The 15770-nt window shown below is 38.2% G+C and carries 15 protein-coding genes and 1 riboswitch; of the genes, 11 read left to right on the top strand and 4 right to left on the bottom strand.

Features of this window, described 5'->3' with window-relative positions; translation table 11 throughout:
* Positions 1-51 precede the first annotated feature (51 nt).
* From ACIQXI_RS10200 to ACIQXI_RS10170, 7 genes are all read left to right on the top strand, one after another.
* The gene (locus ACIQXI_RS10200) at positions 52-1737 is read left to right on the top strand and encodes a sigma-54 interaction domain-containing protein (protein ID WP_402924164.1); all 1686 of its coding nucleotides are present in this window, start codon (positions 52-54) and stop codon (positions 1735-1737) included.
* Between the two features lie 37 nt (positions 1738-1774).
* The gene (locus ACIQXI_RS10195) at positions 1775-2236 is read left to right on the top strand and encodes a PH domain-containing protein (protein ID WP_402924163.1); all 462 of its coding nucleotides are present in this window, start codon (positions 1775-1777) and stop codon (positions 2234-2236) included.
* 122 nt (positions 2237-2358) lie between these two features.
* Positions 2359-2862, top strand: a complete 504-nt coding sequence (locus ACIQXI_RS10190) for a cysteine hydrolase family protein (protein WP_402924160.1) — start codon at positions 2359-2361, stop codon at positions 2860-2862.
* 77 nt (positions 2863-2939) lie between these two features.
* Entirely contained in the window at positions 2940-3332 is a 393-nt protein-coding gene (locus tag ACIQXI_RS10185) for a hypothetical protein (RefSeq protein ID WP_402924158.1), read from the top strand.
* A gap of 229 nt (positions 3333-3561) precedes the next feature.
* The gene (locus ACIQXI_RS10180; RefSeq protein WP_402924155.1) at positions 3562-4356 is read left to right on the top strand and encodes a carbon-nitrogen hydrolase family protein; all 795 of its coding nucleotides are present in this window, start codon (positions 3562-3564) and stop codon (positions 4354-4356) included.
* A 23-nt stretch (positions 4357-4379) separates the two neighbouring features.
* On the top strand, positions 4380-5789 hold the full coding sequence (locus tag ACIQXI_RS10175) for an NCS1 family transporter (RefSeq protein WP_402924152.1): 1410 nt from the start codon (positions 4380-4382) through the stop codon (positions 5787-5789).
* A 692-nt stretch (positions 5790-6481) separates the two neighbouring features.
* Positions 6482-7936, top strand: a complete 1455-nt coding sequence (locus ACIQXI_RS10170; protein ID WP_402924149.1) for a carbon starvation CstA family protein — start codon at positions 6482-6484, stop codon at positions 7934-7936.
* 498 nt (positions 7937-8434) lie between these two features.
* Here the strand turns inward: ACIQXI_RS10170 and ACIQXI_RS10165 are convergent, their stop codons facing one another.
* Complete coding sequence (locus tag ACIQXI_RS10165) at positions 8435-9709, bottom strand: MFS transporter (RefSeq protein WP_402924148.1); 1275 nt, start codon at positions 9707-9709, stop codon at positions 8435-8437.
* 222 nt (positions 9710-9931) lie between these two features.
* Positions 9932-10080, bottom strand: a riboswitch (cyclic di-AMP (ydaO/yuaA leader).
* 250 nt (positions 10081-10330) lie between these two features.
* Between ACIQXI_RS10165 and ACIQXI_RS10160 the strand changes: the two genes are divergently transcribed.
* Complete coding sequence (locus tag ACIQXI_RS10160) at positions 10331-10801, top strand: S-ribosylhomocysteine lyase (protein WP_402924145.1); 471 nt, start codon at positions 10331-10333, stop codon at positions 10799-10801.
* An 84-nt stretch (positions 10802-10885) separates the two neighbouring features.
* On the opposite strand, the gene ACIQXI_RS10155 is transcribed toward ACIQXI_RS10160, so the two are convergent.
* On the bottom strand, positions 10886-11857 hold the full coding sequence (locus tag ACIQXI_RS10155; protein WP_402924142.1) for an alpha/beta hydrolase: 972 nt from the start codon (positions 11855-11857) through the stop codon (positions 10886-10888).
* A 246-nt stretch (positions 11858-12103) separates the two neighbouring features.
* Between ACIQXI_RS10155 and ACIQXI_RS10150 the strand changes: the two genes are divergently transcribed.
* Entirely contained in the window at positions 12104-13288 is a 1185-nt protein-coding gene (locus ACIQXI_RS10150; RefSeq protein ID WP_402924140.1) for an acetyl-CoA C-acetyltransferase, read from the top strand.
* Between the two features lie 21 nt (positions 13289-13309).
* Complete coding sequence (locus ACIQXI_RS10145; RefSeq protein WP_402924137.1) at positions 13310-13579, top strand: YqkE family protein; 270 nt, start codon at positions 13310-13312, stop codon at positions 13577-13579.
* A 187-nt stretch (positions 13580-13766) separates the two neighbouring features.
* On the opposite strand, the gene ACIQXI_RS10140 is transcribed toward ACIQXI_RS10145, so the two are convergent.
* Complete coding sequence (locus tag ACIQXI_RS10140; protein ID WP_402924134.1) at positions 13767-14234, bottom strand: VanZ family protein; 468 nt, start codon at positions 14232-14234, stop codon at positions 13767-13769.
* Positions 14231-15130, bottom strand: coding sequence for an aldo/keto reductase (locus tag ACIQXI_RS10135; RefSeq protein WP_402924132.1), 900 nt, complete (start codon positions 15128-15130; stop codon positions 14231-14233). The genes ACIQXI_RS10140 and ACIQXI_RS10135 overlap by 4 nt, the downstream gene beginning before the upstream one ends.
* Before the next feature lie 76 nt (positions 15131-15206).
* On the opposite strand from ACIQXI_RS10135, the gene ACIQXI_RS10130 reads away from it, so the two are divergent.
* The gene (locus ACIQXI_RS10130; protein WP_402924131.1) at positions 15207-15752 is read left to right on the top strand and encodes an NUDIX domain-containing protein; all 546 of its coding nucleotides are present in this window, start codon (positions 15207-15209) and stop codon (positions 15750-15752) included.
* Positions 15753-15770 lie beyond the last annotated feature (18 nt).

The following is a 15770-nucleotide window of genomic DNA, read 5'->3' as shown; positions in this document are numbered from 1 at the left end:
TGCATAGGGCTTATGTTATAATGCTAAAAAATTAACGAATGGAGAGGTACTATGCTAGGAAATATGAAAATTTCTGCCGAAACGATTGAAAAGTTGCCATTGGCATCCATTATTTACGACGAAAATTTTTCTATTAAAATGCTAAATACCAAAGCACAACAAGCCATTCAATTTAATCGACAAATAATCAATCATAAGAAATTATCCCCGCAATTAAGAAAAGCAATGTTGACTGAGATCCCTTTCATGAAAAATATTATTTGCGCTGGCAAAAGCTATCAATATTTTTTTTCAAGAATTGTAGACAAAGAACAATTTTACATACTAGTTTCTATTAATTTAGCATGGCCATACCAACGTGAATATGAACGCTACAAAGAAGAGAGTGAAGATTTAAAGGCGATATTTGGGTCTACCTTTGGTGCTCTATATGTATCTGACCATCAAGGGAAAACATTACGGGTAAGTGCTGCTTGTAAACAGCTATGGGGGGTAAGTGAAGAGCAGCTAATTGGAAAAAATGTTTTAGAGTTAGAAAGGGAGGGGGTGTACCAACCTTCGATTACCAGATTAGTGTTAGAAAACAACAAGAAAATTTCAACGGTTCAACAAACGAAAAATAACAAACGGCTTTTAGTTGTCGGAACGCCTATTAAAAATAAGCAAGGCGAAATAATACGTGTAGTCAATGCTTCTAGGGATATTACAAATATAAAAAATCTACAACAAGAAATTCACCGTTTGACAAGTATAGTTCATGACTATCAACATGAACTAAGCCAACAGGAAAGCCAATCAACAAGCCCGCTAATCTATCAAAGTAAGCAACTCGAAGCGGTAGTAGCGCTTGCCAAACGCGTGGCAGCAGTAGATTCGACTGTCTTAATTTTAGGAGAGACAGGTGTCGGCAAAGAGGTTTTCGCCAACTATATTCATGACATGAGTGAGCGTAAAACGAAGCCTTTTTTGAAAATCAATTGTAGTGCTATTCCAGAAAATTTACTAGAATCCGAGTTGTTTGGCTACGAAAAAGGTGCATTTACTGGTGCAAATAGAGAAGGCAAAATCGGCTTATTTGAACTAGCGCATAACGGCACGTTGTTGTTAGATGAAATTGGCGATATGCCACCAGCACTCCAAATAAAATTACTGCGCGTCATTCAAGAAAAGACGCTACAGCGAATTGGTAGCGCCAAGACAATCCCTATCAATGTTCGATTTATCGCAGCAACCCATCGAAATCTTGCTGAAGAAGTGGCACAAGGAAATTTTAGAGAGGATTTATATTATCGATTAAATGTTATTCCCATTCATATACCACCTTTACGTGAACGCAAAGAAGATATACTGCCTTTAGCAAGCCATTTCTTAACAAATTTAAATAACAAATATTATACAACCAAAACATTCAATACAAGCTTTGCAGATAAGTTAACTACGTACGACTGGCCTGGCAATATTAGAGAATTACAAAACGTCATTGAACGATGTTATGTCATGAGTGATGCAGATTATTTAACAAGTGAAACGCTAGCCATTGCACTGAATGAAAATAAAAAGGAGAAGTCTGTACTCGTAAAGGACATCATGCCCTTAAAACAATGTGTAGAATATGCGGAAAAGGAATTATTGCAAATGGCTTTTGCAACATGTCAATCGACTGTTGCTATGGCAAATTTATTAGAAGTGAATCAATCTACCATTAGTAGGAAAATGGCCAAATTTAATATTCGATAAACTTGCTATATAATGGAGGGAGAAAGGGGAGGGACGAATGGTATTTCGCACAAAGGTAAACATGTATTTGTTAATCGGTATGTATTTAGTCGTTGTCATCATGGGTTCAATGCCATTGCTTTCATTGTATAAACAATTACCATTTCCTGTTTTACTGCTAATTGCTATTCTCTTTCTTGCGGCTGGAGGTATCGTTTGGTGGTACGGCACTTCGTTGCAATGTATTTTCTATAAAGAGTATTTATTAATCAAAGGTGGGCCATTCAAAAGACGCGTACCTTATCACACAATAACAAAAATTGCACCGACAACAGATAAATTTACGGGCTATCGCGTGACATCATCTGAAACAGGACTTGAGCTATGTGTGGAAACAACAAGTTTTGGCCGTATCAAGATTTTAACGGAGAATAAAATAGGGTTTATTGACGAATTAAAAAAACGCTGTCCGCTTGCCCTATTTGAAAATGTTGAGGCATGGGCAAGCAATAACGTTTAAGCAGCGGAAATATTTACACCAATTATGACCAAGTAAGAGGGAGGCACAATTGAAAATTTAATAGTACTAACGTCCATAAATACTTGCATCAACAATCAATTAAATATGAAAGAGGCAAAACAATGAAAGCTAATGCAGATGTTTTAATCGTCATCGATTTACAAAATGGCGTATGTTTCAGTGCAGAGCATTTGGTTGAACTACCAAATTTACTTACGAAAGTAAATAACCGTATTGCCTGCTACCGAGCGCAGCAAAAACCAATTATTTTTGTGCAACATTGTGATGAAGAACTCGTACCAGAAGAGGAACCTTGGGCGATCCATGCCGACCTAGATGTACAAGAGCAAGACTATTTGGTTAGAAAAGAACATGCCAATTCATTTTACAAAACAAACTTAAAAACGATGTTAGACGAATTAGCTGTACAGCGTATTGAATTTTGCGGCGCCCAAACAGAGTATTGTATGGATGCAACGATTAAATTTGCCCATGGCTTAGGATACGAAAATTTTATGGTTCGTAAAGCGACTTCTACGCTTAATAACCCATTTATGTCAGCACAAGAGACAATTGATTTTTACGAAAATATTTGGAATAACAGATTTTTGAAATTTATAGAATGAATTTTATAGTTAGAGGAAAAGTGTTAGATTGACTGCGATCAATCTAACACTTTTTTGTATTGCTGATGGTATCTCTTATGTTCACTTTACGCTCATTGCAGGAGATACGTAATTCTATCGGCGATTTAGGAGCTTCTACCAGCGATACGACGAATGATACCGGCGATTTAGGAGCTTCTATCGGCGATACGACGAATGATACCGGCGATTTAGGAGCTTCTATCGGCGATACGACGAATGATACCGGCGATTTAGGAGCTTCTATCGGCGATACGACGAATGATACCGGCGATTCAGGAGCTTCTACCAGCGATACGATGAATGATACCGGCGATTTAGGAGCTTCTATCGGCGATACGACGAATGATACCGGCGATTCAGGAGCTTCTATCGGCGATACGACGAATGATACCGGCGATTTAGGAGCTTCTACCAGCGATACTCCGAATTTTACCAGCGATTCAAGATAGTCTACCAGTACAAACACGAATTTGCATCGCTACTATGCAAAAATGCATAACTTCGTTACAAAGTTTCTATGTTTCCCTATAAAAGATTCGCAGTATAAGTGTGTTGCTAGCAATATGTCAATCGGTGAAAAGTTGGCACGCTTTTTGCTTAGAAAATTCGTATAGGAAAGGAGGCGTATTAAAGGATATCTGTAGGCAGTTTTAAAATTAATAAAGAGGAGTGATGACTTTGAAGCATGTAGTAGCAGCTATACAAATGAATTGTGAACTAGGCAATAAAGAAGGAAATTTACAAAAAGCGCAAACATTAATAGCACAAGCACTTGAACAACAGGCAACACTCATTGTATTACCCGAATTATTTAATACAGGTTATCGGGTAGAAGAACAAGATTGGCAATATGCTGAGACGATTCCAGGAGAAACGACCGAGTTTTTACAGCGTATGGCAACTCAACACGATGTCACGATTATTGGCTGTATTTTAGAACGGGGTGAAATCGAAGGTACAATCTTTGATACCGCTTTTGTTATAGCGAAAAATGGCATATTGGGCAAATATCGAAAAACACATCTTTGGGATCAAGAAAATCTTAGATTTAATAGAGGCGATGCACTATCCGTTATCCATCAAGAAGATTTGAAAATGGGCTTACAAATTTGCTATGAAATTGGCTTTCCGGAAGGTGCCAGAATATTAACGTTACAAGGCGCCAATGTCCTTATCTACCCTTCGGCATTTGGCGAACAGCGTTACTACGTCTGGGATATTGCAAGTAAAGCAAGAGCAATCGAAAATGGCTGTTACGTTATAGCAGCTAATCGTTCGGGACTTGAAAAACAGTCAACGCATTTTTGTGGGAAAAGTAGAATTATTGATCCACAGGGCAAAGTTTTAGTCGAAGCAGTACAGGAAAATGAATGCATCGTCGCAACAATTGATTTACAACGAGTAATTCAACAACGAAGAGAAGTACCTTACTTAAGAGATTTAAATAAAGTCGTTTTTCATGCAAGCGAATAAAGTTTTAATTAGGGGGGAGTTTTATGAAACGTAACACATTAATCACAAAGGATATCGTGCCCACTTTAAGAAAGCATCGCATTATTACAGGGCTAGGATTTTTTAATATTTGGGTGGGGATGGCTGTTATTATTGCCACATTCCAAATTGGCGCTAATGGTATTGAATCCATGACACTTTGGCAATTAGCAGGTGCTATTTTTATTGCGAATGTACTAATCGCCATTGTTGCTAGTTTAACCGGAGATATTGGTATTGAACATGGTTTATCGTTTGCGGCTTATCTAAGAGCACCTTTTGGCACAGTAGGGGTACATATACCGTCGTTAATAAGGGGGATTGTTGCTTGTATTTGGTTTGGTATTCAAACGTATCTTGGGGCCACAGCCATCAACTATATCGTAGCAGATTTAACAGGCTTTGATTCTTGGTTTGTCTGGTATGTTGTATTTGCAGCTGTGCAAATAGCGAATACGGCTATTGGTATTAAAGCAATCGATCGATTTGCTGTGATTGCCGCGCCTTCCATTATATTAATTTCGATTTGGATTTTTGTAAAAATATCGAGCATTGCTACTGAAGAGGGGTTAAATATTTTTACGTATGAAGGTAGTTCTGCTGAAACGACATGGTTGCTCATTATGGCCGCGAATATGGGCTTTTGGTCTTTGCTTGCTGTAGATATTCCGAATATTACGCGTTACGTAAAAGCACCAGCCAATGAGCGCAATTGGTTCCGGCGCAATAAAAATAATTATATTCCTCACTTATTAGCGTTACCAACTGTTCAAACCTTTATCGGTATTATTGGTGCCGTTAGTTTTTTAGCCACTAGCAACTGGAATCCGATTGAAGTCGTGCAACAAATAGCAACGGGTTGGGTGATGGTAATGATTTTATTGCTCGTTATATTGGCGCAATGGTCAACGAATACTGCGTCTAATTTAATTCCGGCGTCGTTAACGTTTGTCAATGCCGGCGCACGTATTCATTTGTCCTATACATGGTGTGTAATATTAGCGGGGATTATCGGCACATTGTTTCAACCATGGATTATTTTAGAGCAGTTATTCCGTTTCTTAGGGTACTCTGGCGCCATTATGTCGGCTGTAGCAGGTGTTATGATTTGCGACTACTATATCCTGCGCAAGCGCCGTTTACATGTCCAAGATTTGTATAAGCAGGACGGACAATTTACATTCCATAGAGGCGTAAACTTGGCTGGTATACTTGCATGGCTCATTAGTAGTATCCTCGCGATTGTCTTTATTGATTATATGTATTTCGTTGGTTTCCCTTTATCGGCAATCATTTACTATGTGCTAATGAAACAATGGTATTTAAAGAAATTCCCACAAAAAGAAATAGAATCGAATTACGCAGATGATTTTTTAGGCACATCAGCGAATCGAGATTGGAAAATTCCTGTATAGAATGGTCAAAAAGGGAGCGAGTAATAGATTTAAAAGAATGAGAGACAGTGAAAATAATAAAAAATTCAGTAAATTAAGCATATTTACAAAAAAGGCAACTTTTTTTATTATAAAAAATACAAAAGCAACGAAGAAGTGAGGTGATTGAAGAGAAAGATTTCAATTATAACAACTAATAGGTAGCGCGAATTTTAGAATAACAAGAGATGAAATATCAACCTAAACCATAACACTTATACATGGCGATTTTACTTGTAAAGGATGGTGGCAATGATACATTATTTATTTCAATTTATTGTTGTGTTGCTATTTGTATTGTTCTTTCATTATATAAATCAATTGCTTTGGATTAAAAAGTACGAGTTTAACATACAGTGGAAGTCTATGTTGATACTTGTCTCACTTAGCGTTGTTATCACCATCCTTTTAAATATAGGTGATAATGGTTATTTGGAAATCGATTTCCCGATTTAGAAACGAAAGAACGATGGGGATGTTCTATTAGCATGTGGCTTAGAAATACTTTTCTGTTTTAGGTCATATGAAAAAGTTAGTAAAAAAGGAGTGATTTTTTTTAGCCACATAACATAACTATAAATAATTACGCGATTGTTGTAGCTTATCGGTATAGTTTATTTTTTTATAAAAAATCTTATTAAAATACTAATAATGTTATATAAGGAGGAATTTAAATGATAACTTTTATAACTTGTATAGTGATTTTAATTGTAGGTTATTTTACTTATGGGAAGTTTGTTGAAAAAGTATTCATTCCTAAAGATGAGCGCCCTACCCCAGCTTATGTAAATGCAGACGGTGTAGACTATGTACCAATGTCTACACCTAAAAATTCATTAATTCAGCTACTGAATATTGCGGGTACTGGACCTGTGTTTGGTCCTATTGTAGGTGCTTTATATGGTCCTGTTGCATTTGTATGGATAGTAGTTGGATGTATATTTGCCGGTGCTGTTCATGATTATTTGACAGGTATGATTTCTATTCGTAATAAAGGAGCCCATTTACCTGAGCTTGCAGCGAAGTTTTTAGGAAAAGCTATGAAACATGTAGTCAATATTTTTGCACTTTTATTGCTCCTTCTAGTTGGGACTGTGTTTGTTTCATCACCTGCAATGTTAATAAATAATTTAATGGACGGCAAAATTGCGTTAAGTATTATTGTAGCGGTAATTTTTATCTATTATATTTTAGCAACTTTACTTCCAGTTGATAAAATTATCGGTCGATTCTATCCTTATTTTGGAGCGTTATTAGTGATTTCAGCATTTGGAATTGGTATTAGTATGATCGTAAAAGGTTCATCAATTCCAGAACTTACATTTGAGAATATGCATCCTGCTAATTTACCGATATTTCCATTAATTTTCTTTACAATTACATGCGGAGCATTATCTGGTTTCCATGCGACACAAACGCCAATCATTTCTCGTACAACTAAAAGAGAAAAAGAAGGACGTAAAATTTTCTATGGTATGATGATTGCTGAAGGAATTATTGCGATGATTTGGGCGGCCGCTGCAATGAGCCTATTTGGAGGATATGGTGGTTTAAATGAAATGCTGGCAGCAGGTGGACCTGCAGCTGTAGTAAGCGAGGCATCTATTCTTATGCTCGGTTCAATTGGGGGAACTTTAGCAGTTTTAGGCGTAATCGTGCTGCCTATTACATCCGGTGATACAGCGTTTCGTGCAGCTCGTATGATTATTGCTGATTATTTCAAATTTGGTCAAGCAAAATTAGTTAGTCGTTTATGGGTTGCCTTCCCATTATTCGCCATGTCATATGTGTTAACGAAAATAGACTTTAATCTTTTATGGCGTTATTTCTCATGGGCAAACGGTGTAACAGCAGTAATTGCCTTATGGGTAGCGGCCATGTATTTATTTTTGGACCGTAAAAACCATTGGATTGCAACGATACCAGCTTCATTTATGACAAGTATGGTATTCAGCTATATTATTTATGAACCAAATATGGGATTCGGACAGGATGTTGCATTTTCGAATGCTGTTGGAATTTTAGCCGCATTGATTATTACAGCAATATTCTTTGGTACAGCTTTGAAAAAACGTGGCACAAACTTCTTGTTAGATGAAGATGTGACAAGCTATCAAAATGTTAAGTAGTATTAATGACTATATTGAGTGAAGTTAGAAAAAGGGTGTGTCTTAACTTTAAGACGCACCCTTTTTCGTGAGCGGTAGTATTTACCACATCCTTTTGAAGAAATGCCGTCAAAAGAAATAGAGTCGAATTACGCAGATGAATGGTCGATAAGACTTCGCCTCGTCCGATATAAAGAGAGACTATTCAGTTGTAGAGAGGGTGGGGACAACGATGCATTTTTTATTACAGTTTGTTGTAGTGTTGTTACTAGTGATGTTTTTGCATTTTATTAATCAATTGTTAGTAATGAAAAAGAGTGATTGGACATTACAGTGGAAGCCTATGATAATATTATTGACAATCAGTCTTGTGATCACGTTGCTATTTAATATACCAAGTAGTTTAGAATTTGGATTTCCGTTGTAGGAAAATGGATTTCATGCAGACGAAAGTAAGCCGCAACAGTAATGTTTGCGGCTTACTTTGTATGAGTAAAAGTCTAATGTAACAACTAAGATTTAGTTTTCTAATTTATATTCCATTGCGTCTGAAGTGGCAATCGATTTAGGTTTCGTTTTAATGGCAATGATAAACAATACAAATAACACAATTGAAAGGACAATTAAAACATTAAGCAGTAAGCCATATGAATGATTAATATTATAAATGGCTCCTGACACGATTGGTGTGAGTGCTGCACCTAATGTTGAAAATAATGAGACGATGCCAAATTTCGCACTATATTCTTTTTCACCATAGAGTGAGGATGTTAGGTAAGCCGGTGTTACAGTAACAGCCGTTGCACCAAAGCCAGTAAATATTGTATACAAAATACCTGGTATTAATAGGTTACCTTTCATCAAAAATAGGAAGCTGACTAAACCAGAAGCACAAATAATTACTAACGTTGTGATTGTTCCTAATTTATCATAGAGACGCCCAATTAATAATTTTCCTACGATGACCATGGCGGAGCCTAAAGATAGTAATATGGCCGCTTGTTGTGGTGTGCCACCGATATCTTTTAAATAGGGCGCGAGGTTAATAATCATACCGTTTACGACAATCCCACCAACGACAATCGCTGCACAAAGAGCCCAAAATGAGATAGAACGAAATGCCTCTTTTTGTGAAAGCCCCTCTAGTATTTGTGAAGAAGGCGTTAAGTTTTTTACTTCGCCTAGCGGAACAAGCCCGATATCTGCTGGTTTAAATCGAATAATAAAAATAGAAATAGGTACGATTAACACGAGCATTGTGATGCCCGTAATAAAGTAAGCACTACGCCAACCATAATCGGTAATAAGCCAGTTAATGACTGGACTCAAGATAACACCACCAAGACCACTTCCTGCCAGTGCAATCCCTAAACATAAACCGCGTTTTTCGTTAAACCAATTGGTTATTAAGACCGGCGTAGGAATTAGTGCAGCCCCAGCTAAAGCGGCTCCCATAAGCACTGCATACAAATAAAAGTGCATCGCTGTTGTGGCAAATGAAAACCCTATATAAGAAAGGGTGCCAAGCACAGTAAATATCGTTAAATAAAGACGAATATCCATCTTTCTCATTAGCTTTCCTGCAATCGGACAGAAAACCATTCCCACTAAAGCCATAATCGTATAGTACGTCATAAATTCTGATCTGCCAATGCCCAATTCTTCCGTTACTGGGACTGTATAAAGTGAAACTAAATTAATAATTGGTGCATACATAAATGTCATAATGACAACACATGCCACTACTATCCACCATCCATAAAAGATGCCTTTGTTCTCTTGTTGAGTAGTCATATTGGTTTCCTCCATTTTTACTTAGTCATCGAGGCATTATGATGGAGAATATTGAATCCGTTTTCAATTAGCTCTGACATCATGTTGGTCACGATTGTTTCAATATGCTTTCTAATGCAGTAAAAAGTAATGATGGGGATCTGGTAGGTTGTATTGATTATAAGTATCAATGAGCCATTAGGACTTATCGCTACATATTTGTCAAAAAGTACAAGCATCCATCTTCCTTCTCATTTAACGCTTACGAGGTTAGCTGTCGGATTCGGGCCATTGAGTAGCCCTACCTAATAAAAGGATTCACCCCTTGGATGGAATGTTCATCCATACAAATGTGGTTCCCCCGCATCCATTGGTTTCAGCGATCTAGAAAGGTGAAACTGCTATGATACTACTATTACAAGAAAAGTTAGTAAATACAGAAAATTTTTTTGACAAATAGCGAGAAAAATTTTTTTACAAGATAAAACCTACAATAAAAAGGGTAGTTGCTTACTAGTTAAGAAACTAATGAAAAAATTTTTTTCACTAGAAACAATAGTTTTCATTCTATTTCAAAAATTTACACATTTCATAGAAATCTAGGTATAATAGTTAGTATTGTAAGAAAAGGAGCTGTTAGCAATGGAACGTGAAAAAACAAACGTGGAGAGTTTTGATTTAGATCATACGAAAGTACAAGCACCTTATGTTCGTTTAGCAGGTGTGAAAGTAGGAAAAAGTGGGGATGAAGTCTATAAATACGATATTCGTTTCAAACAACCTAATAAAGAGCATATGGAAATGCCAGCACTCCATTCATTAGAGCATTTATCAGCTGACATTATCCGCAATTATTCCGACCATATCGTTGATTTTAGTCCAATGGGTTGCCAAACAGGCTTTTATGTATCGTTGATTAATCATAATGATTATGAAGATTTGCTAACGATTTTGGAAAAAACTTTTACAGATGTGACGCAAGCAACAGCAGTACCTGCATGTAATGAAGTGCAATGCGGTTGGGCAGCAAGCCATAGTCTTGAAGGGGCACAAGCGCTTGCCAAAGAATTTTTAGCCAAGCGTGATGAATGGCATATTGTTTTTGCTGAATAATAAAAAGTGTTAGATTGATCTCCTCAATCTAACACTTTTTTGCTTTGTAGTTGCTGTCCATTCATCATTGGTTGTCGCCTATTTTTAGCGATGAAAAGGAATTACATTGGATGAGGAAGAATCGTAATGGATTTTTTGATAAATAAAATTGTCTAAAAAGTCATGTATTAGATCCTCATATTCAGCCATATTTTCATTAAAGGATTGTGCATGGGCACCTTTGTCAAAAAGCTTTAATTTTTTAGGCCCTGTCTTTTTATTATATAAATCGAGTGACATGGAAGCGGGAATAAAGGTATCCGGAATACTGTGGATAAAAAGAATCGGTTTTTCAATATGTGTTACAGCTTCGGATGGGGTAACACTTTTGAATGAGTAACCATCGCGTAGTCGAATAAAAAAATCTGCGAATCGAATCGGGATTATGGAGCCATATTTAAATTCTGTTTTCGCAATTTGTTTCAGCAACATCGAAAAATCAGAAAAGGCACAATCTGCTATATAAAAATCAGCACCATCTTCAACGGTACCTGCATACAACAGCATCGTTGCCGCTCCCATTGATTCACCATGAATACCGAGAATGGCATTATCACCAATCATCGCTTTCACCGTTTTAACAACAGCATCCAAATCATTTTTTTCGTAATAACCATAGCTTGTTGTTTTGCCACCTGATTCCCCGTGTCTTCGATGGTCAAAAATAACGGAGTTATATCCTAGACGTTCAAAAAGGCGTGCATATTTCACTGAGTTAATTTTATTTTCGGTCACCCCATGGCAAATAATCATGGTGTTATTCGTTTGCAGTGGTTGAAACATGATGCCCCGGATAGAATAGCCATTCGGTGAGTCAATATTTAATTCGCATTTAAAATTTTTATTGTACCAAGCTTCGTCGAAACGTTTAGCCGTTGTTTCTCGTTCGCGAATAAATTCGGGGTCCTTTTGCTGAATGTACATCAATTTATTGGAAAGCGCAAAGCCGAACAACCCCGTTGCTGCAGCGGCCAGCGTTGTTGTAATACCTGAAAATAAAAGCATTTTCTTTTTCATCTTCAACACCTCCACGCCCTGTTTCTGTTATATCTAGGCATTCACCTTTAAGCAAATGCACTTTTCTATTTGTAATGTTCCCAACTATCAATGTTTAAAACACGACAACATTTTACATCAACTGTTGAAAACGTGCGAATATATCTGTTATCGAAAATCGTCAAAACATTTGTTAAAATATACATATCTGCTAGTAGCATATGCATGCAGTGTTGATTTTTGAACGGGGAAAAGGGGAGAATGGTTATGACAAACGAGGTAGTAATTGTTAGTGCTGTACGTACTGCAATTGGTTCATTCCAGGGAACATTAAAGGATGTGCCTGCAACAACTCTTGGCAGTATCGTCATTAAAGAGGCATTAGCGCGTGCTGGCGTAGCAGGTGAGCAAGTCGATGAAGTCATTATGGGGAATGTTTTATCGGCGGGGCTTGGACAAAATCCGGCGCGTCAAGCATCGATAGCTGCGGGATTACCGCATGCAGTGCCTGCTTTAACAATTAATAAAGTATGTGGCTCAGGTTTAAAAGCCGTACATCTAGCAGCACAGGCAATTTTAGCCGGTGATGCGGAAATCATAGTTGCGGGTGGTTTTGAAAATATGAGCCAAGCACCGTATGTTTTAAAAAATGCACGTGAAGGCTTCCGTATGGGCGATCAAACAGTAGTAGATACAATGATTCATGATGGTTTATGGTGTGCATTTAATGATTATCATATGGGCATTACGGCGGAAAATTTATGCGATGCGTATGATATTACACGTGAGGAGCAAGATAATTTTGCAGCGCGTTCGCAGCAACGTGCCGAAGCGGCGATAGCTGCTGGCAAATTTAATGATGAAATCGTCGCTGTGACAATTCCACAACGTAAAGGCGATGCAATTATATTTGCGCAAGATGAGTTTCCTCGTGCAGGTGTGACTGCTGAGTCATTAGCGAAGCTACGCCCTGCATTTAAAAAGGACGGCTCGGTGACAGCAGCGAATGCATCTGGCATTAACGATGGTGCGGCTGCAGTCGTAGTAATGTCAAAAGCAAAAGCGATTGCGTTAAGCATCAAGCCAATGGCAGTCATTTCAGCGAATGCGAGTTCCGGTGTAGATCCTGCCATTATGGGTACGGGTCCAGTAACAGCGGTGAAAAAAGCGTTAGCAAAGGCCAACGTCACTTTAGAAGAGATAGATTTAATTGAAGCAAATGAAGCATTTGCAGCACAATCAATTGCTGTCGATCGCGAACTTAGCTTTAATCATGATAAACTAAATGTCAACGGGGGCGCAATTGCGCTAGGTCACCCTATTGGTGCAAGTGGTGCACGTATTTTAGTCACACTTCTTCATGAGATGGAAAAGCGTGATGCCAAAACGGGCCTTGCCACATTATGTATCGGTGGTGGACAAGGGGTAGCGACAGTTGTACAACGCCCTTAATGTAAGTAAGAAGGTGAAAGTATGGGAAAAAAACGTAAACAACAACAACAGCGTGTAGATGATCGTTTCACAGCAAATTTACCGAAACAAGAAGCTGTTACATTAGCAGACCAGCTTGGTGGCGATGTGTTAGCAAAGTTAAAAGCAGCGAAACAAGATTTATCGGCAAAAGAGCAGGCGGCAGAAGAAGAGCGTCAAGCACAGCTAGCTTTTGAGCGCAAGCAACGCGAGAAGAACAAAACGTTCGAAGAATTATTAAATGAATATGGTGACAAAGGCTCGAAATTTTAGTCTTGTTAGTAGAAACAGTGAATCTCTTATAAGATTCACTGTTTTCTAGTTAATGCTTGGGAATCGCCGCTAGAATGCCTGGAATCGCTGGTAATCTTGGGGAAATCGCCACAAAAACATGGAGAAACGCCACAAAAATACTCGAAATCGCCACCAACCTCGGCAGAATCGCCACTAACTCAAGAAACTATTTACTTCTAAGCTTACGTATTTTCTTAACGGCTAAGACGATGCTAATAAAAACAATTGCGCCTGCAGTGTCTACTAAGACATCTTGCCCGTTCATTGTCCGTCCAGGTGTAAAGCTTTGGCGGAATTCATCAAGCATTGCGATGACTGCGGTAAAGGCAATGGCAACACCCGCGGCAAAACGACGTTTACCCCATGCAAAATAGATGCCAAGTGCTATACAACCAAATCCTGCAAAATGCGTAAATTTTCGAATAAGAAATTCGACAAATTCAAAGTAGCCTCGTTCTTCAACAGATACAACGGTATCCCAATAAGGAATTTTTAATACCGACAATTGCGCTTCGAAGGGCTTATTAGCGAGTAATTCCTCTAGCTCAGGAAGTATCGACTGTTGTTCGTAGGTCATACTAGAGGAAATAGCGAGAATCACTAAAAGTAGTAGTAAAATCAACCATTTTTTCATCGGTGGTCTGTGTATTGCTCCGCTTTAGTTAGCGTATTCGCTACGTCAAAATTCTCAATAGCACCTATTTTTTCATAGGCTTTTAGTGTTTGAGCAAGTTGTTCCTGTGAACTAGCACCAATCACGGTTGAAGCAATCGCATGTTCCTTTAGATTGAAGGCTAGCCCTAGTGTAAGTAAATCGCCATAATGCTGTGCTAAGTCGCTTAATGTCTTCGTTAATTCATCTTTAGCATATGTTTGATAGCCATTGACACGTTGCAATCGTTCTTGCCAGCTTGTTGTTAGTAAACCTTTTGCAACGGTGCCGCGTGTAACAACTGAAGCCCCTTCCTGTGCAATAAAATCTAGCCATTCCTCCGGGCGACGGTCTAACGCACTATACTGCATCATGACACTTTGTGCCGTGCTCGTCGGTAAAAAACGTTTCAGCACATTAGGTCGAATGGAAGAAATGCCGTATTGTCGAATGACACCGTCTTTTTTCAAGTTTTCAAATGTGTCGATTATGCCATCCCAATCATCCTCAAGCGTGCCGCCATGTAGCTGATAGACGTCAATATAATCTGTACCGAGTCTTTTTAGGCTTTGATGTACCGCTTCTTTAATATAAGAAGGGGAGGCATCCCAATGCCAGCCATCCACACCTTCTGTCCAACGATTGCCTACTTTCGTTGCAACGATGATATCTTGTCGACGTTTGCCTAAAATTTCTCCAATTAATTGTTCATTGGCACCAAAATCATATAAATCAGCTGTATCAATGTAGTTAATGCCAGCATCTAGCGCCATATCGATAATGGATGCTGCTGTATTTTTATCTGTCGAAAGAGACATACCTCCTAAACTAATCTCCGAGATAAATAAATTACTTGAGCCAAGTTGTCTTTTTTTCATACGAATGCCCTCCTTCGATTTCTCTACTTGTAATGGTACAATGAACATATCTGAAGAACAAGCGAGGTTATGGGCAATGAAAAAGTTTGAAGAAAAAACAACACAAACAACATCTATTTATGATGGGAAAATCGTGAAGTTACAAGTCGATGATGTGACATTACCGAATGGTAAGTCAGCAAAGCGTGAAATCATTAAACATCCGGGAGCAGTCGCAATCATTGCCATTACCAACGAAGGGAAGCTCGTAATGGTCGAGCAATTTCGTAAAGCGCTTGAGCGTTCCATTGTAGAAATTCCTGCTGGAAAACTTGAAATAGGCGAAGAGCCAATCTATACTGCACGTCGAGAATTAGAAGAAGAGACAGGCTATGGTGCGCATCAATTCAAGTATTTACAAGCCTTTGCCACTTCACCGGGCTTTGCAGATGAAGTGATTCATCTATTTGTCGCAACGGATCTCTATGAAATTGATAATAGTGCTGAGCTAGATGAGGATGAATTTGTCGAATTACTAGAAGTTTCGTTGGAAGAGGCACAAGAGATGGTCGCTGATGGGCGCATATATGACGCGAAGACAGCATTTGCAGTACTTTGGTTGGCATTGCAACAAGAAAAATAAAGTTTAGCATAATAGAAG

Source organism: Lysinibacillus sp. NPDC097195 (assembly GCF_044762075.1).
Taxonomy (GTDB): Bacteria; Bacillota; Bacilli; order Bacillales_A; family Planococcaceae; genus Lysinibacillus.
This window is presented reverse-complemented; position numbering and strand designations above follow the sequence as displayed.